We start from the raw sequence: 19,520 nt of genomic DNA on the forward strand, positions 1-19,520 counted from the left end.
TTAAGCATCCTTCGTCAGAACAGGCTCAGAATCGAGGGCATGGGTCGGGTCATATCGGATACCTAATGAAAACGGCTGCCGTGGCGACAGCTCAAGCAGATTGGCAGCCTCGGCAAACCAACGAAAACTTCCGTCCTTTCTATCGCCACATTTAACGTCCCATTTCAGCCCAGACATGCCCATCGGCCGTTTATCCCCCAGCACCGGTGCCACGGTTACGCTGAGGTCGTTCGGCAATGTTCCCGCCCAGCCCAACCTCACAGGGATACCCATGATTGGATTGTCGGCCGTTGTGGACGCAATGCTGTACGAATAATCGTTGGCGCGACGTGGAAACGCCGTTTTTTCCCCCAGTTTTTGGCCCGATTCGAGGTCTCGGTAAAAGACCACACCCAGCCACGGGCTTATCTGCAACCCGTCAACCATCAGGGAAGTCGATGGTGATTGACCGGTGTAAGGGCTGTTTAGCTCAGCCTTGACCTCAACCAGGCCTGCGGCCTTCGGTTGATAGGCATAGGATGACCAGCCGTCCCCCCGAGTGGGCACGATCAACGCTTGCGCATCGTCCTCTCCTTTCCAGCTCACGGGAATATTCGCCACGGGGGCTTTTGTGTAAAACGAACCCACTTGAACCCACACCCTGGCACTTTGATTCTCCGCCAGCACCGGTCTGATCGTCGCCTCACGCTGGCCGATGATTTCCAGCCGGTTATGCCCCAGCGACATGGCCATCCATGTCGAGGACATAGCCAGCTGAGGCAACGTCAACTGCAGTGAGAAGTCGCCTGCATGCTGGCTGTTACGACAATCGAGCGACCATCGTGCCCCGCCCGATACGATCTCGACACCAGTGCCCACAGCAGGCTCGACGATCACGTTCAGTTGCTCAGCCGGCATGCCGGTCCAGTCGAGCACCATCGATAAACCGGACAGCGGCCCCAATGGATTGGGCAAGAATGAGAATGCATGCTTCGCCCCCAGGCACGGGTACGACGACACAGCGGAAAGCACCGGGGTTGTATCCAGCGAGACGCGGCCCTCATCGGCAAGATTTCTGGAGATCAATCGGCCAGACAGCTCCCAGTCCTGAATGTCCTCAGTGCTCAGCTTCAACTCGAACCTGCCGCTCTTCGTTGCACCGCCCGTGATCCTCCATTGCAATCCGGCAGCGGTGAGCCTCTCTCGCACACCAATGGGTCGGTCAAACGTCAGCCCCAGGCCCGGATCAACATCCCGCCAGTCCAGCATTACATCCTTGTCGAGCAACTGGCTGCCAGGCTTGGGTTTAAGTGTCAGGGTAACGGTCTCGCCACGCCAGCAGACAAAACCGAGCGCTGCGGGTACGAGCGGGTTGTCGATCGTCCACTCGACCTCGGTCTTCCAGGGGTTCGTCGCCCAGGCCGTGAACGGGAATGTCTCTTCAAGCGTTTCGCCCTCCTCGCCGCGAACCTGGATTGTGGCGACAAGATCCTGAGGACCATCTGCAGTCGGCTGATAGGACAACTCCGTCCAGCCCTCTTGGCCGGTGAGCGTCGTGACAGAACCGCCAGGCGTCTGCCATTCGACTTCCACGTTCTCCACACCCTCCCGGGTCTCAGGTTCCACAAGCTGCAACAGCACCTGCACGCGCTCAACTTGATCGATCACCGGGGAGCGATTGGCCTGGCGTGTATCACCGACAATGTACCGGTTGAGCCCCAGCGACATCCGATTGGAACTGGACATGTCTTGCAACCGTTCTGCCGCCAACAGCAACTCAAACTCGCCGTCCTTCGTTGCGTGGGTGCAATCGAGTGTCCAGACGACCTCCCCACTTTGCCAATCAACAGGCGTATTCAGTGGCGGAGTCACGGTAACGCCGAGTGACTCGGCCGATTCACCTTGCCAGATCAACTTCAACGGATAGTCAGGCAGCTCGCTGCCCGGCGAAGCACTCACGCGGACGGTGAACAGACCCCCACGGTGAGGATAGCCGGCCCTGCTCCCCCAGGACGATTGTGTTCCGCCCTCAAAAGTCACCTGTGCAGAGTCAAACGGATCAGCCGCCAGCACTTTGACTTCCAGCGTTTCACACAACACGCCGGACGTGTAATAGAGGCTATCGATAGCCATGTTGACCTGTTGCAGGCCGGCTACCGCAGGCGAGTATTCAACGCCGACACCACCGGAGCTGTCGGTGTGGGTGACTTTCGACTCACCTTCCAGCAACCAGACAACCCGGCGATCCGCAAGGGGGGCGTTGGTGTAAAACGATTTCACCGTGCCTGTCAGACGGACCGACTGCTTATTGACGATCGGATCGAAATCACCGTTTTTGGGGTCTGCCAATGCGACACGGTGATCGCCGATCGACAGTTTCAAAGGATAGGGTTCAGCATCCCACCTGCTGACAATTAGCAGTTCAAGCACACGCACAGAGGCAGTGTTCCAGATAGTGAACGACCAAGGGTTTTCCAGCACCTGCAATGTATCCAGTGCGGGGGTCATGACCACATTGGGGTCAAGGTCCTCGTTTTCGTCAGCCATCGACAAGGCAACTTCGGAGCCTTGCCACGCGCCGCCAACCACCTCCTGGAACATCAGCGTGTGCGCCCTGATGCCCTCGGCTCCCCGGCACACATAAACGGCTCCCTCGGCGTGCGTCTGCTCATCGACCTGCACATGAAGCAGCTGCAAAGGCTCCAGTAGAATCCCGAAGCGCACACGGGTAAAGCTCATTCCGGCGGGCTCGAGTTCGTTCGGAAAACCAAAAAGCACGGCAAGTGACTCGTTGCGGTCATTGGGCTGAAGGTCAACTACGTATTCGCGATACGCGGGATTGAAATCCAGAGGATCGTCTACCGGCAGGATCTCGTACGGCGGGTCGTCTGACGCCACCACGCCCCCGACCGGCAGATCAATGTCATCTCCCCATTTACCGTCGCGGGCGATTCGGAAAAAGCCGTCTTTTAGCGAACTTTGAAACAGAAAGCTCAATACATGAGTCACACCCTCGCTGCGCAGCACCGGCAATGGGAACCTTTGCTCGAGAGTTGCCTGAACGACCAGGCGCGCGACGTAGATCCGTCCCCCGTCATAATCGGGTTCCTCCAGGCTGGCAGCGTCGTGTGGGGGGGCACCCTTTTGCCACCCCTCAATCCAATCCTCTTTGTCAAAACTGCCATTGACTATCAGGCTCTCGCCTTTTCTTACGGATTTCTGATTCATGATGATCAAGTCCTTGTGTTCAACCAAAGTCGCCGACTGCGCGACCCATCGAAAACCCCTCACTGGAACTCACGGCGTCGTCGCCCGGGGGGGCCAGCAGCGTTTCCACCTCGCGTGCCAGCTCCGGTCCGCCATCCCTGGCCAGATAGCGGACGGTCACAATGATGTCGTTCAGAGACGCAAGCATTGATGCTTGTTCTTCCTTGCCATGCCGGGGAAAGCTCAACGTCCACGTCGACACCGCACCGGTACCTTCGAAGGGCAAGTAACGGTCATCGGCCGCCATGACGACCATGCCGTTATCGTCCAGGCCGGTAGAAACGCAGATCTGTTGGCTGTTGCGCACGTTGATCTTGATATCCGGCCCCGCCGCGCTGTCCTTCACCCCGTGCATGAACTGCACGGCTGAAAACAGTGGTTGGGTCAACGTATGGCTTCCACGCTGCACCAGAGTCGCTCGCACGTCCTGGTAAGGCCCCACCAGTACCGGCAACGAAACGCTGACCGAAGTGATCTGCCGGCAGTAATGCCCGGGGTAATCGAGGTCAAACAGCTTTTGGGTGAGGTTGAAGTTCAGGCTGCCCGACCCGTTGGTGGGGTCAAATACCGCCAGGGCCGCCTGCCAACTGCCATAGCCCTGGTCCGGCGCATGAACCGGATTGTCGAACAGCTGTCGCAACGACACCGTCTTGACCAGCTCCAGCCGCCGTTCGTGCCGTTTGAGGTACTCGCTTTCCAGCAACAGCAAGTCCAGTTTCAGCGACTCGGCCGCCGTCAGGCCGTGGTACTTCTCCATCCACACTTCCGGGCGAATGAAGGACTTGGTGTCATAGTCGCCGGTTTCGTAGCGCATGCAGGTTTCAACGGTCTGACACAGTGAGATCACCGCATCATGGGCCGGAAAATAGAGGTTCTTCATCTGGCCCAGCATCCAGGAGCTGAGTTCGACCGTGGTCAAGCGCTCCTGTTTGTAAAACGTGTAAAGCGCCTGAGCCTGGGCACTCGCGGTTTCGGTCTGACGCAGGCTGGCCGTGGCCGCGCTGATGGAGTGGTCATGCGCCAGCAGTTGCTGATCCATCGCCTGCAGTTCAAGCCTGGCCTGCTGGCTGTTGAAGTTCCAGTCTTGCTGGCGACGCCGGTACTGTTCGGAGCTGGCCATGCGGTCGGCGTCCATGAGCAAGCCTTCCGAGATCACTTGCATCCCGTAACCCAAAGCACGAAAGGGGCTGCCAACCTGATGACCGCCATTGGCCAAACCGAAGACATTGGGAAATGTATCGATAACGGCGCCCACGCCCATCAACCCGGAACCTGTGGCAGCAAATATTTTGCCAGCCAGTATCTGATCCATGACCTGGTATTCGGCCACCGACACATTCTCGCGGGATAACTGCTCGAAATGCGCCATGCGTGCCTGCACCTGCCCCCGGGTTTGCAACATCGCATTCCTGGCCTCTTGCAACTGGCTGATGGTTTCCTTCTGGACATTTTCGGCAAAGGCCCCCAACTCGATCAAATGGCTCTGTTGCAATTCCTCCTGCTGACCGCGATCACGCTGCTCCATATGAAGGCGCAATTGCTCGCCAAAACGCGCATGGGTTTCTACGGCACGCAAGGCCATTTCCAGCATCGTGCGGAACCGATACGGCGGCACCACCAGTTGCCCCCCCATCCGCCGCGCCAGACCATCGGTGCCGGCCGCTTGTGCCCGTAACAATTCCCGAGGGTCTGCTGGCGGCGCGTAGAGGGGCAGGGACAACGGTTTGCCATCCAGCGTCAGGTAATGACGCAGGTTGAACATTCGTTGACTGATTTCACGGTAAGTATTCAGCCACTCCTGATTAAGCGGTGCCCGAAAGGATTGGCCCCCCAGCATCTCCAGTCGGGGCCGGGTGGTCGTGCCCTGGGGCCAGGCGTCCTCCGACAGCACGAATGCTTTCTCGAACGCCCTCAATGTCTGACGCTCGCCCAGTTCGCGAATCAGATCTTCGATGGGTCTGGGCACCCAATCGTTGGCCGTACCAAACTCAGGGGCTTCGCCCATCAGCGACTGCGCACGCAAGTAATGCAATTGCGCCGCCGCCAGACTGTCGCGGGTCAACTGCCGGTACAACCAGTCGCCCCATTCGATCAGCGTGCGCACATACCCCATGAACAAGGCAATCTGGTAGTGCCTGGGCCTGGCATAGGCAATGGCGTCCGGGTCATTGGGCAAGGCCAGTTCATGGGCAATGTCGCCAGGCAGGTTGAGCGGCCGGCAGCGCCAATAGTTGGGGGCGTCCGGCACACCGGTTTCAATGTCCGCAAAAGACTGCGCCTTCAATTGCGGATCGAACAGGTAATGACTCCAGCGCTGAGCCTCCAGAAAACGCCCTTCATCGCGCAGGCGATGGGTGACCAGGTGCACCAGATGAAAAAACAACTCCCAGAAGTACAGCCCATTGCTGCCGTCGAAGGGGCCATTGATTTCCACGGCACCATCGGGCAGCGCGGGTTCTGGTAAATGCTGGGTCGTCCAGTCCAGTACCGCCGCCACGGAAATATCCGCCCGGGCCACCAGTTGCGGGCCGATCAGCGTATTCAGTCGGGTGTAACGGAATTTTTGCCCGGCGATCGCATTATTGAAGTCCAGAAACTGCGCCGCCGAGTCGGCGCTTCGATGGAGTTTTGGCACCGCATACGTTTGCGGAATTGAGGACAGCTTCACATCGAAAGCGTTGCGACCGAGCCCCTCGGCCCCGAAAACAAAAGGAATCGCCACTTCGATGGGTAATGAACCAGCATCGCGTTTGATTTCCATCCACGGTGTGCGCAGATTTCCGTCGATCTTGAGCTCGCCTGTCCACTCCTTCGGGTCTATTACGGTCCCGGCGGTGAGTTCAAGTTTGAACGTCGCCTCGACCCCGACAAGTTTCTTGTCGCAGGTTCCCCGCACCCGCAGGACGTCCTTCAACGTGCCAGCAACCGACTCTCGCGCAACGGTCACCTCCAGCTTTAGATGCGCATTCAGGTCTCCCCCCACGCTGGTTCTACTGTCCACCGTCAACGAAACACGCTCGTGCGGCATGACGGTGTACTGCAACGTATCGCGGTCCTTGAACCGTACGTGCGCCAACTCCACCAGGGCGACCGCTTCGTTCGGCCGCTTGCGAAACAGCGTGTCACGGATCTCGTAGATGGAAGGCTTGCCTTCGTCATCCTCGCCCATCGACGAGACACCGGTGAAACACACCGCCAGCTTGTCATCCGCGCCCCGTTCCTCGGCAAACACCACCGCTACCAGACGTCCCGTTAACGGTTCAAAGTCCTTGTCGTACTGCGACTGGTGCAAAGTCACCGGAGCGGACCATTGCCCGCTGATCGTCACGAAAGACGCCAGCACGTTGAGCCGCGCCGGCTCCACCTGCCGACCTTCATCGTTAGTCAGCGCCTCGGCCCAGGTGGCCCAGACCACGGACAGACGTCCCCTCCAGAACACCGGACGAATATCCAGCATCGTTTCAGTCAACGGAATATCGATCGCTTGCCACTCGCCCCAGGCCGTCGGGTTGACATAGTTCGGTTTGTCAGCGAGATCGATCCGCGCCTTACGCCAGAAATACCGGTAAGGCGGAGTGCGCTCCCTGCCAATGAAATAATACGTGGCGTCCTTGAAGTCGCTGCGGTCGATATAACCGCTGAGCACTTCCAGGTCACAGGTTTCCTGGAAGGCACGCAAATACTCCTTGATCGCGCCGTGCACGGAATCTTCGGTGAGCCGCATCTGGCTCAGGTTGCTTTCAAGGGTTTTGAACAAACTCGTTCGTTTGATCCGCAACGAGGGATCGATAAAATTTTCCGGGTAATCCTCGACCATTTGATTGGCGGCCCAGATATCAAAGCGACTTTCGATGTTCTGCCAGTACTCCACATCTTCAGGGTCGAAACGTGCCTCGGAATAACCCGGTTCCATGCCGTTGTATACGCCGTTGATGTACTGCTGGACGCTGGCGATCGCCTGCGCCACCTGAGTGGTCCGAGGCTCGGCACTGACCTGCGGGTCGACGAATAACAGCTCGTACAAATCGTCCCGGGTCACCGGTTTTACCCCACCCGGTTGTTTAATCAGTCGTGTATTACGCGCGAGGCTGGCGACGGCGTCGAGCAATGATTGAGCCATTGGGCCCTGGTTGGACATCGACATGTTGGACTCCCATCCTGATAACTCAATGCCTCAGCCCGACAACGGGCGTAGGGGCAACCGTGGTGCACCGAACGCAGGGCCTCATGGCCCCGGCGCGACATTCAGCTCGCGGCGGGTTTTCTCAACGTGCCCGGCAACAGAAAAATCTCGCTCACTTGCGAGCAATTGAGCGCTAACTGGAAATCGCCATCGCGTACATCGGCGCAATCGATCAGCCAGGACAACGGTTCGTCCGGTTTAAACGCTTCGGTAGCGGCAAGCCTTGGCGTGAACGTTATGCCCATTGCGGCGGCGCTATGGACGGCACTCCAGCCGACAACGGCGGTCGCCTTTTCCCTATCGGGCAGCGCACTCGCCGGCTCGATCTTCAGCCGGTAGCGACTGTTTCTCAGCAAAGGCAGCATGTCGTTCACCCCTTCGACGGGGTATTCGACGTCGTTCTCCAGCCTGAAGAGCTTGACGTCCCATATAAAAGCCGCCTTGACGGTCAGGTCGAAAACCTGACTGGAGCCCTGGTCTTCCGGTTGAGCCGTTACCCTGTACACCCCTTCGGTACTGGCCTTGAACGGAAACGTCGAGCGCCCGGCCGAATCGGTTTCGATCGTAATGCTTTCGGTGACGGACGCTTTTTTCGAGATCGATTCAATGCGCCATTTGACCGGGTAATTCGTTATCGGACGAGCGCCGTCCGAGAGGCTGTCCTTGAGCTCGATCCAAAGCATGCTCGGCTCACGCGCCCCGGCGACAGGGACCCTATAGTCGGTGGACCAGTCCGTAATCAACACATCCTCAGCCACGAAGATCTCGATACGCTCCTGCAGACCGAGGGTGCCGACTTCCGCCGTCACCGCCAATGCACCCGCGAGGGCCAACCGGAACGTCCATTCAGCACGACCGTTCACATCGGTCGTCGCGGTTCCCTCTTCGGCTCCCACACTCCATCGAACCTTGTGGCCTAGATACGCGTCACCGTCTGACCCAATCACATCACATACCAACCGCAAATCCCGGCCAACCACGACTGCCGAGTCGATAAAAAAGGCTTTGATGCGGGGCTCATCGACAAATTCGATCTCGGTGAACACCGTAGCCTCCCCGCTGAGCACATGCCGGGCAGTGACTTTCTCTTTCCCCGGCTGCCGACTAGTCAAGTACACCCTGGCGATACCCTCGTTGTTGGTAAAGGTTTCTTCCGGACTGATCGTGCCCAACACCGAGGACCAGGAAATCGGCTTGCCGATGGCCAGGTTTCGATACTCATCGATGACCTGCACCGAAACCGTGGCGGTGTCTTTCCCATCGGCCAGCAATTTGCGATTCGGCTCGACCCTTTTGCTACCTATCACAAATTTCAGAGCATCACCGCAATCGATCACTACGGTGCCCGCATGGACCTCTTCACGCATGTCCAGCCTGTACGACACATGAGCAGCGCCCATTTCACTGTCGGCCAGCAATCGGGTCGACGTCTTGCCTTCATGGTCGGTACGGGTGGCGTAATCCAACAGCACCCCGACTCCGCTGTGGCTCCAGTACACATCGACATACTTCATCAACTCACCGGCGAAGTTGCGCAGGACCAGAGTGAAGGTCGCCATTTCACCCGGCACATTGGCCACCAGTTTTTTGTTGTCCACCTGGCAACGTACATCGACGCTTTGGCCGAACTCGCCAAGGGGCTCGTCCTGTCCGCCCACAGACGCGCGCGACAGGCTTTCCAGCGCACGTTCTGCAGCCTCGCGATAGGCTTCGTCGCTGCTTTTAGGCGTCAAACGGCCCAACGTCAGCAACGTTGTGAACCCCATGCCTGTCAACTCCTCGCCTTCCAGTAACCGCAGCAGCAACGCCAGTTGCGGCAGATTGCGGATCAGCGGTTTGGGTGCCCCGGATCCGTCCTGCGCAGGCGGGTTGACATGGACGGCGCACTCCAGAACGTCTCTGATGCCACAGCCGAAAAAGTCGGCCAGCTTCCCGGCCGCCGCATCACGTACCAGGCTCAGAGCATCCTCGGAGAGGTCCTCGGGCAGTTGATTGACCATTTTCAAGTAGTCGAGCAGTTTCTCAGCCGGTTGCCTGGCCAGTTTCACGGCCCGACCGTACAGGGTCAGATAGAAGAGGGTTCTGAGTGACAGCTCGCTTCTGTCCTCCACGCCGAACCAGGTCGATTGCCCACCTTCCAGGTACTGCACCAACATCGCTGAACTGAGCTTGATCTCGCGGGCCACACTACTGCGCCGGCGCAATTCGACCAGCAGCCGCAAAAATTCCCGTTGCTCGGATTCCTCAGGATCAGGGGGCTCAACCGGCTCCTCGGCGGCTTCCGCCGGCAGGCCTGCGGGAATGGCCTTGATCGCCTGGCCAAGGAGTTGATAGGCATTACCGCCCGACCAGTCGATAACCGGCAGTACCAGGTCCGAAGACAGCTCCAGATACACCGCAAAACTTTCCTGCACCACCGAGCGCTGTCCCGCCCGGGTCTTTAACACCGCTGTCAGGATGGTGTCTTCTATCCAGGGCCTGCTCTCTTGCGGAACGTCGGCGACCGTCACTGCCACGTTGATTTCCACACTCGCGCGGTCCCGGTAACTGTTTTCGGACTCCCCACTCCGGCCGATAATCAGCCCGGCATCGTCCACCAACTCTGCAAGCAGCTGCATCCAGCCTCGAAGGGGCATGTCGGGTGGTACCCCTGCGTCCAGCAGTAGTGCTTCGCTCATGCGTACCGGTTGCAGTTGGGTATTCAATTGCTCCAGCAACTTGAGTTCCGCATCGGCCGCGGCCACCGGCACCTGCACCGGCTGCACATGCTGCATCAGCCACATCGCGCTCAACTGTTCGTGCCGGCTCCAAAACACTGCGGTAAGCGCTGCATGGATAACACTCAACGTATCGGTTTGCGTCGTGAATTTGTGCAGGGCAACCTGCGTAGGCCCCGCCAACCGGGCGAGCCAACCATCGTTTTCAGTATCCAGAAAATTCAGCAGCGCCACCCCTTCCAGCGGGCTGATGCCAAGCAAGCGAGGCAACCGCACCAGTCGATAAAAACTCGACAGCACCGAGAGGCTGCGCGTGAGCTTCATGGCCGGCGTGCCGGCCGCCGGGTTATGGGCAATGGCAATCAACACGGCCAGATACCGGTAAGTGCTGAAGGTAATGCCCAGGGCCGCGCAAATGTGATCGGCGGTACGTTGATCTTCGTCGTTTTGCGGGACCACGGAGAACTCGACGTCATCGATCTGCAGTGGCTTGAGGAACAACGATTGCGCGTTGTAAATACGGTCGAACTGCGAGAGCTCCTTGCCCCGCCCATACACCGAAACAACGTCCAGAAAGGCCGCACACTCTTCCGCCGTACAGCCGTAATCGCCTCGCAACTCTTGAAACAGACCAATAGAGCGCATCGTGTCATCAGTAATCCAGATGACTTTGACGAGAGACGATCCACCACGGTTTTCGGCGTTGATTGACGCAATGATCAACTGGTCAGTCTCGTAGGCCGCCAGACCCAGCCAGCGATCCAGACGCACCTTGCGATTGATGCGGTCAAATCGATGCTGGTTGTTGCTGTCAAGATTCTGGAGCTTGAAATTCACTGTGTTGCCACTGCTCACCCTTTGCAGAGAGATCGGCTTTCCCAGGCCGCCATTGACATACACCGATCCGAAATCGACCGGGGTAATCGGCGCGGCAGGATTGGTTTCGTCGATTGGCTTGAGCGGGTCTTGACCCTTGAGCAGGGCCGGAGCATTGGGAGACAACACAGGGGCAAACTCCCCAATGGAAAACAGCGCCTCCACCCCGGTCTGATCAAGCTGCGTGGTCCGGCTGAACGCATCGAGGTCCAGCAAATCCTGATAGCTCTCACAGTTGAAGTTGTCCCGGTAAAAGTCCTCGAGCGGGGTAACCGAGAGCTCAACGACATGCCGGGTTCGCGGGTCAACCCAAGGCAGCGCGGGTCTTTTATCACCGACGGAGGACGAGGCGGGCGTCCGCCCAGGCTCAGTCAACAGCGCCTGCTGTCCGGGCGCCAGGCCTGACGTCATGCGCAAGGCAATATCGGAATTGGCACCACGGGCCCCCGTTTCCTTGAAGTACGGATACTGCAAGTCAGTCAGGCGCACGATATCGCCCAGCAGGTTGGAGTTTCTGCGAGCCTTGACGGAAGATTCAATGGTTTGCCAGGAGCGGTCGAAAGGTAATGTGTTGGGGTAGCGCGTGGTGATCAGCAAACCGTCGATGTCCAACGGAACCAGCTTGTTGGCCTCGATGTTGGCCATCAACACCTCGGTCACGATACCGATCACCGGTTCCACACGATTGACCGCGCCCTCGTCGATCAAAAGAGCCCACAGATCGGGACGTCGCGCGTTCAGACCAATGCTGCTCCCTGGCGCACCGTTGGGCTCAATATTGAGCAACGCCCACTGAATGATCGACATCAGGTACGCCACCGGGGAAACACTCGATTCAATAGCCCCGGCGGGGCTGCTGTTGGCCAGATCCGGCTTGAACAGGTCGGCGAACGTCGGCCCGTCAACCAGCGCTCGCACGCCGGTACGCGGCCCACGGCCGGCATCCTCGTGGCGCGTTAAACGCTGCTCGCGGAACTCACGCGCCAGGTACCGGGCCAGGCTGTAACTGCGCTGCAGCAACAGATGCCCCTCGTCCGTGGTGAGTTTGAACTCCTTGCACAGATCGGCGTGGCGTCGCTGCACCAGATCGAACACGTTACCGCCCTTACCCATGAACGCCTGCAACGCGCCCAACCGGGCAATGCGCTCCTCACCGAAGAGATTAACCAGCAGTTGCTGGCTGGGACGAAGACTGGAACCTGTCATTGTCATGCTCCTTGATTGACCGATAGCGCCGAGCATCGGCCAGGGCGCTTGAAAAGCGCACACTGTGGGGGAGATTCAATACCTGCACCGGAGCCGCGTCTACTGTCATAAATGACAGTAGACGCGACCATTTGTCTGAGAATTCACGCATCGACATGACACGCTCATTCAACCCGCGTTAACCACCCACAGTTGGACGGGCACCGGCATCCAGCCAGACGTTGTCCCTGCTTTGGTTACATTCCCGGTAATGACAAACAGGCCAATTGGCAACGTACGTGTGACGACGATCGCCCAATGCCCCTGAGCGTCCGCCACACCCGTGCCGTAATCGGTTTGAGCGTCACCGTTCTTGCGCAGGTTCACGGTCGCCCCCGGCAATGCGGTGCCGCGGATCAATGGGCGAGGAGAGACTTGAGCGTTGCTCTGTGGGCTGAGCATGACCAAGGGGTTGATTGTGTTGGTCACGGTGACGTTGATCGGGCCGAAAAAGACTGAGAACTGGCCGTCGATAAACTGTCGCGCCACCATCTGATACTGCCCAACAGCCAGCACCGGCAGACGAAGCGACCATACGCCCTGTGCATTCACGATGGCGCTGGCTTCGGCCGTCGTGTTGTTGTGCTTGTGCACATCGACACGGGCACCCGGCATGCCAGTACCGCTGATCAGTGGCTGCACTTCGACTTGTTCGTTCATCTGCGGCCCGGTAATGACGGGGCCTGGAAAATTGGCGGGTACCTGAACCACAGTGAACGTCCGGTTCGGCAGCCGCAAGGCCGACGACACATCATCCCGGAACTGACTCACAGAACAGGTAAACGCCCCTACCGGCAACGCTGCCGTGAAACTGGCCGTCCAACGCCCCTCGCGGTCCACGAAACCACCGGCCAGTTCGGCCAGGTGGTCTGCTTTAAAAATCTGAACATACGCCCCTGGCACACCACTGCCCGACATCACCGGCTTGCGCCCCACGCGGTCACCTGGCTTTGGATAATCGATCGTCGGTGCCGTGAAGTCCCTGGGCAATTTCTCCACCATAAAACGCCCGCTTTCGACCCACTCCGACACGACGCCACCAGAGATTTGTCGCACCACGACCCGGCAAGCCCCCTCCGGCAACGTCTGCGAACTCTGTATCTCCCATCGCCCGTTGGGATCGGCAGTCGTGGACGCCAGCACCAGCGCAGGGTTGAAGCAGGAGGCAACGATGATCACCGCCCCCGGCGTGGCCAGCCCCCGGTAAAACGGTTGGGCACCCACCCAGTCACCGGCGGCCGGTTCGTAAAGGGTCGGCCCGGCAGCGAGCAACGTCACGCTGGCGACACTCCAGTCCGACACCACGGCATTGAGGGTACTGCGTGCACGATACAAGTAAGGATCTGCCCCTCCCAGCGTATGGGTCAATTTGCCAGACCAGTAACCATGCTCATCCACCACAAAACTACCGATGTCGTACCAGTGTTCATCCCGCGTCACAATCACCGTATCGCCGGGATAACCCGCCCCGGACGCCACTACCCACGCTGGCGTGACGAATTCGCCCCCGCTCGGGCTTTCGATCACCGGCGCATTCGGTACGACGGTGAACACACGATCGATACTGGGCCGCTTCCCGCCCTTGTAACTCTGCTCGGCCACCATCGTTGTCGAGCCCACGGTCGACAGGTTCACAGTCCGGCGCCAATGGCCATCCGCGCCCACCACAATGCCCGATGCAATCTCCGTGCTGCCAATCTTCAGCGTGACCAACGCTTCGGGTATACCGATGCCCGCCACCTCGCTGCTGCGAGCAAATCGGCCATTGGCAGCGGGCGTAGTGATGATCGGCACCGCCACCTTGACGTTGAAGGTTCTCTGGACACTGCGTTCGGATGCATACGTCCCGAACTGTTGCACGGCATAGATGACCTGCGGCCCCTCTTTCTCGAACTCCTTGTCGAGCTCAACCGCCCAGGCACCTGCGGTCGTTACGGTCGTTTGCCCCAACACCTTGTTGCTGCTCGTAGCGTCGAACACCTTGATTGTGCTGCCCGGGAAAGCGTTCGTGCCCCGGACGATGAGTTTGAAACCCACCTCGTCATTGTTCTGCGGGTAAGTAATGCCCGGCACCGGGGTTTTGACCGTGAAGGTGTGATCCTTCCAGCCGGATACCTGTCCGCCAAACGTCGCTTGTGCCTGAACGGTGACCCGACCGGGAGACGTCAGCGTGACGTTAAAACTCCACTCCCCTGTCGTGAGGTTGGACTTGAGCGCCTTTATCGTCGACCCATCCTTGTAGCGCACGACGACATCGGCATTCGGCCAGGTGGCGCCCACGAATTCTGTCTCCACCGCCACGGACACGTCGGCATCCGGTTTGGAGAAGCTCGGGAGGTCAGGTTTGATGATCAGATTGGGCGCTTTTACCTCAATGGACAAGAGGTGGTTCATCCACTGCCAGACAGTGACCGTGTAAGTACCGGGGGCCAACCTGGCAGTAGCCTTGACGGTCCATCCACCGCTAGCGGTCACATCTGTTAGCGGCAGAGAGTTATGAGTGCCGCCGTTGAGCCGGACTTCGATCCTGGCAGCGGTCTGCCCCGTCCAGACGTTGCCTCGCCCGGTGAACGTCGGGATTTGTCCATCCAGGGTGGGTGTGTTTACGGTCGGGGCGGGCACGGGAACGTCAACGGGGATCCCTGCCCCCCACTCGGAATAGATCCGACCGCCCACCCCGTCGGAGACGCTTTGCCGTAAAGCCATTGAATACGTGCCCGGCAGCCAGTTGGATTTTTCCGCCGTCCAGTTGTCATCAACCACGGTACCTTGAGCTTGAACGCCTCCCCCCCCACCAGAATAGAAAATCTCGACCAGAGCTTCCGTGTGCCCGGCCCCCGAGAACCTTACTGTTGCAAACGATGGGTACGTGACAGTGGGTCGCTGTAACTTGGGGGGGCGGACTCTGAGCGTCAGTGGTATGCCGGGCGGTGATCCGTTCAACATAAGTATCTGCATTGCCGTGAGGCTGAACATGCCAGGGGGGAGATTGAAGAGTATCGTCATCCAGCGTTTGGGTTCGCCATCGAGCGCCCCCACGACCGCAACACCTAATAGGTTTTCTGTTAAGTCCTGAAATACCTGAACATAGGCGCTACTTAGCCCAGTGCCCTCAATCACCAAGTTCCTGTCGACTAAATCGCCGTTCTGATGACTGTCGATTACCGGGGGCTCGATGTTGCGCGCCTCGTACTTGTACGGAAAGGTGACGGAATCACTTTCATATTCAGAGCCGGGGGATGTGACGACAATCGTCTTCACTCTCGAGCTTGTGGTCGAGATCCATTCCGCCGACCAAGACAGATTGAGTGCCCTCCCCACCGCCACCAGCACACGCTTGTTATCGACTATTTCAAATACCTGAACCGGATCATCGGTGGTTAGCCCTTTGCCCCAGGCAATAACCAAAGGACCGGAGACGGCGGTATCTCTAGTTGGATGAAGAATCACCGGCTTGCCAATTGTGTCCCTACTTAGCGTCGCGTCCTGCTCAGAAACATTAGTGTCTGGTTGATCTGGTTGATCTGGTTGATCTGGTTGATCTGGTTGATCCAGCATGATGGCGCTCCGATGCGAGGCGTACAGCCACTTTATTGAAGCCATTTAAAACCTGAAGGCAGTGCGCAAAACACCTGTCAGATATGACAGTCCCGACGAACGGTCAGCCTACACCTTGTCACTTTCCCTAATGTTTTCAACGCCTCAGTCCGCGGCTACAGCACCTTGCGCCGTTGCCTACAGATCCGTCAGAATCCGCCGGCTTGTGCGCCTTGGTATTGCCCCGTAACTTGATCCGCGTCGCTGCCAATCAGCGATCGGGTTTAGTCGCCCGGTAGGTAACATGAAGGTGCATAAGCGTCATTCAGTCGGGTATTCCCTATCCCCGCACTCAATGGTGGCTGTGCGCAGGGCGCCCTCGGGCGCGCCGGTTTTTTCATGTTCCTCCCGGTCGACTAACCTGCGTACAGCCGCCACCCCTCGTTTAGTCGCGAGACGGTGGCAGCTCCACTAAAAGGAACAATGATCATGTTTAAGGCAACACCGAATCCCCCCGAAACCGACCCGGTTTCCCCCTACTCCACCCTTGATTCAAAAAAGCTCCACGCCGCCGCCGACAAGGCGCTGGACCATTACCTCAAACCCGATATCAACCCCCTCCGTTCATCCCAGGACCGTGCCATGGAAATGTTCACCGTCGTCCCCGATGCAAATGCCGAAGCCCTGACCATCCAGACCTACGAAACCTTTTCGTCGGTCAGCATTCTGCTGCTCGACCTGGCCGAAAGCCTGGACGACAAGCCGCGACATCTGGCGATGGCGATTTATCAGTTGAGTGAGTTGGGGTTGATGCTGGTGGAGAGGTCGCTGGAGAACGAACAGGCGATCAAGACGCCTTAGCATTTATCCGTTCAGGATGTATTGTTTGAACTGACGCCATCGCGAGCAAGCTCGCACACATTGGAACTTCAGTGAACACACTATTTGTGATCACCACCGTCCTACTGTGGGAGCGAGCTTGCTCGCGATAGCGATAGTGAGTGCGCCGCAGAACTCAGGCCGAAGCAGGCAACGACTGAAAACTGAAGTATCGCTTCAAGGCGCTGACCAGTTGCCCATATTCCGGCGGTGCCCGTTGCAGGCTGAACCCGGCGTCATAGTGGTGAGGGGTCGTGTCTTCATGGCACCACAGGCAACACGCCTGAAGATCAATGACCTGCATGCAGCCGTTGCTGGCGGGGATTTTCAGGCGCAAATCGAAATCGGCGCCGATCATCATCGGCAACTGGCTGATCAGCATCAGCCCGTCTTCGGACACGTTGCCCAGAAAGCCGATGGGTTTGTCGGTGACGCTGTTGAACACTCTTAGAAAATACGGCAGTTGATGCCGCTCGATCCGGCGGTCAGTAAACATGCGCAAATGGCCCAGCAAGGCTCTTAAGCAGAGCCGCACTAATGCTTCGGAACGGGCCTGCTTCTATTTCTTACATAGGCATAGACATAGGCGCGCTCTCCCCGATCCCGGTGCGACAGTCCATAAAGCCGCTGCCGCTTACTCCTGCCGATCACAGGTGTTGCGTCGATTAGAGGCAAGGCTCTAAACCGATCAATTGGACTATAGCTCACCACCGCCGGTGAGCCAGCCTTTGACCTTTAGAACTGCGTCGGGCGCACGACCGCAGCCGCACTGCGCAGCGGATAGTGGCCCAGCGACTGCAAGGTTTCCAGACGAGCGCGAGCGCGGAAGGCGTATTCACTTTGCGGGTACGAGGCGATGATGAACTGGTAGGTTTGTGCCGCATCGACAAACAGTTTCTGCCGTTCCAGGCACAACCCGCGCAACATCGACACCTCCGGCCACACATATGGCCGCGCTCTGCTGGCGCGTTCGACTTTGGACAGTTCGAGCGTCACCTGCTCGCAATTGCCGCGGTCGTAGGCGCTATAGGCGTTATTCAAATGATGGTTCATCGACCAACGGGTGCAGCCCGTGACGCTGAGGGCACTGATGGCAAGGGCGGCAATGAGCACGAATCGCATGGGGGATCTCCTGTCTTGAGCTCTGTATCGACCCGTGACGCGAAATCTTCAGGAATGTTCGTTTCAATAAACAAACGAATAAGTAGTGCATATGAACAATGACTACAACCGGAGACCATAGTAGCCTCACTCAGCGCTTGAACTCAGGAGTCTATGCATGTCCGTCCGTCGCACCAAAATCGTCGCTACCCTTGGCCCGGCCAGTAACTCGCCGGAAGTTCTCGAACAGCTGATTCTGGCTGGCCTGGACGTCGCCCGCCTGAACTTCTCCCACGGCACCCCCGACGAGCACAAGGCTCGCGCGAAGCTGGTGCGTGACCTCGCTGCCAAGCACGGCCGCTTCGTCGCCCTGCTGGGTGACCTGCAAGGCCCGAAAATCCGTATCGCCAAATTCGCCAACAAGAAGATCGAGCTGAAAATCGGTGATCAATTCACCTTCTCCACCAGCCATCCTCTGACCGAAGGCACCCAGACCATCGTCGGCATCGACTACCCGGATCTGGTCAAGGACTGCGGCGTGGGCGACGAGCTGCTGCTCGACGACGGCCGCGTGGTGATGCGCGTTGATACGGCCAATGCCACCGAGCTGAATTGCACCGTACTGATCGGCGGCCCGCTGTCCGACCATAAAGGCATCAACCGTCGCGGTGGCGGTCTGACCGCACCGGCCCTGACTGAAAAAGACAAGGCCGACATCAAGCTCGCTGCCGAGATGCAGGTCGACTACCTCGCCGTGTCCTTCCCGCGTGACGCCGCCGACATGGAATACGCCCGTCAACTGCGCGACGAAGCCGGCGGTACTGCCTGGCTGGTGGCGAAGATCGAACGCGCCGAGGCCGTGGCCGACGACGAAACCCTCGACGCGCTGATCAATGCATCCGACGCCGTCATGGTGGCCCGTGGTGACCTGGGTGTGGAAATCGGCGACGCCGAGCTGGTGGGCATTCAGAAGAAAATCATTCTGCACGCACGCCGCCACAACAAGGCTGTGATCGTGGCGACCCAGATGATGGAGTCGATGATCCAGAACCCGATGCCGACCCGCGCCGAAGTGTCCGACGTGGCCAACGCCGTGCTCGACTACACCGACGCCGTGATGCTCTCGGCTGAAAGTGCTGCCGGTTTGTACCCGCTGGAAGCGGTGCAAGCCATGGCGCGCATCTGCATCGGCGCTGAAAAGCACCCGACCAGCAAGACCTCCAGCCACCGCATCGGCAAGGTCTTCGAAAGCTGCGACCAGAGCATCGCGTTGGCGGCCATGTACACCGCCAACCACTTCCCAGGCGTAAAGGCGATCATCGCCCTGACCGAAAGTGGCTACACGCCGTTGATCATGTCGCGCATCCGTTCCTCGATTCCGATCTACGCGTTCTCCCCGCACCGCGAAACCCAGGCCCGCGCGGCCATGTTCCGTGGCGTCTACACCGTACCGTTCGACCCGGCATCGCTGCCGCCTGAGCAAGTCAGCCAGGCCGCGATCGACGAGTTGCTCAAGCGCGGCGTAGTCGAAAAAGGCGACTGGGTCATCCTGACCAAGGGCGACAGCTACCACACCATCGGCGGCACCAACGGGATGAAAATCCTGCACGTTGGCGACAAGATGGTCTGAGTTTCAAATCGCTGAAAAACAAAAGCCCCGCCATGTGAATGGCGGGGCTTTTTGCTTTACCTGGATTCAAGGCCTCAGTGATAGCCATAGGCCAACTGTCAACTAT

General features: G+C 58.6%; 8 protein-coding genes. 2 read left to right on the top strand and 6 right to left on the bottom strand.

The genetic code is table 11. The annotated features are described in order from the left end of the window. From ACYZUA_RS25460 to ACYZUA_RS25475, 4 genes are all read right to left on the bottom strand, one after another. Positions 1-3,207, bottom strand: coding sequence for a hypothetical protein (locus tag ACYZUA_RS25460; protein WP_461961079.1), 3,207 nt, complete (start codon positions 3,205-3,207; stop codon positions 1-3). Between the two features lie 19 nt (positions 3,208-3,226). Next, positions 3,227-7,390 (bottom strand): Tc toxin subunit A-related protein, encoded by a 4,164-nt coding sequence (locus ACYZUA_RS25465; RefSeq protein WP_461961080.1) that lies wholly within the window; start codon positions 7,388-7,390, stop codon positions 3,227-3,229. Between the two features lie 101 nt (positions 7,391-7,491). Next, positions 7,492-12,228 carry a Tc toxin subunit A gene (locus tag ACYZUA_RS25470; RefSeq protein WP_461961081.1) on the bottom strand — a complete coding sequence of 1,579 codons (4,737 nt, stop codon included), beginning with the start codon at positions 12,226-12,228 and terminating at the stop codon, positions 7,492-7,494. Positions 12,229-12,396: 168 nt separating this feature from the next. After that, positions 12,397-15,825 carry a hypothetical protein gene (locus ACYZUA_RS25475; RefSeq protein WP_461961082.1) on the bottom strand — a complete coding sequence of 1,143 codons (3,429 nt, stop codon included), beginning with the start codon at positions 15,823-15,825 and terminating at the stop codon, positions 12,397-12,399. A gap of 468 nt (positions 15,826-16,293) precedes the next feature. On the opposite strand from ACYZUA_RS25475, the gene ACYZUA_RS25480 reads away from it, so the two are divergent. Then, entirely contained in the window at positions 16,294-16,665 is a 372-nt protein-coding gene (locus tag ACYZUA_RS25480; protein WP_461961083.1) for a DUF6124 family protein, read from the top strand. Between the two features lie 154 nt (positions 16,666-16,819). On the opposite strand, the gene ACYZUA_RS25485 is transcribed toward ACYZUA_RS25480, so the two are convergent. Both ACYZUA_RS25485 and ACYZUA_RS25490 read right to left on the bottom strand, forming a co-directional pair. Then, a complete protein-coding gene (locus tag ACYZUA_RS25485; protein ID WP_461961084.1) occupies positions 16,820-17,179 on the bottom strand; it encodes a PilZ domain-containing protein in 360 nt (119 codons plus the stop codon). A gap of 239 nt (positions 17,180-17,418) precedes the next feature. Next, the gene (locus ACYZUA_RS25490; protein WP_123367855.1) at positions 17,419-17,805 is read right to left on the bottom strand and encodes a tetratricopeptide repeat protein; all 387 of its coding nucleotides are present in this window, start codon (positions 17,803-17,805) and stop codon (positions 17,419-17,421) included. A gap of 157 nt (positions 17,806-17,962) precedes the next feature. Between ACYZUA_RS25490 and pyk the strand changes: the two genes are divergently transcribed. Further along, complete coding sequence (pyk, locus tag ACYZUA_RS25495) at positions 17,963-19,414, top strand: pyruvate kinase (RefSeq protein WP_046049690.1); 1,452 nt, start codon at positions 17,963-17,965, stop codon at positions 19,412-19,414. Positions 19,415-19,520: the final 106 nt, after the last annotated feature.

It is taken from the genome of Pseudomonas sp. LS2P72 (assembly GCF_054897865.1).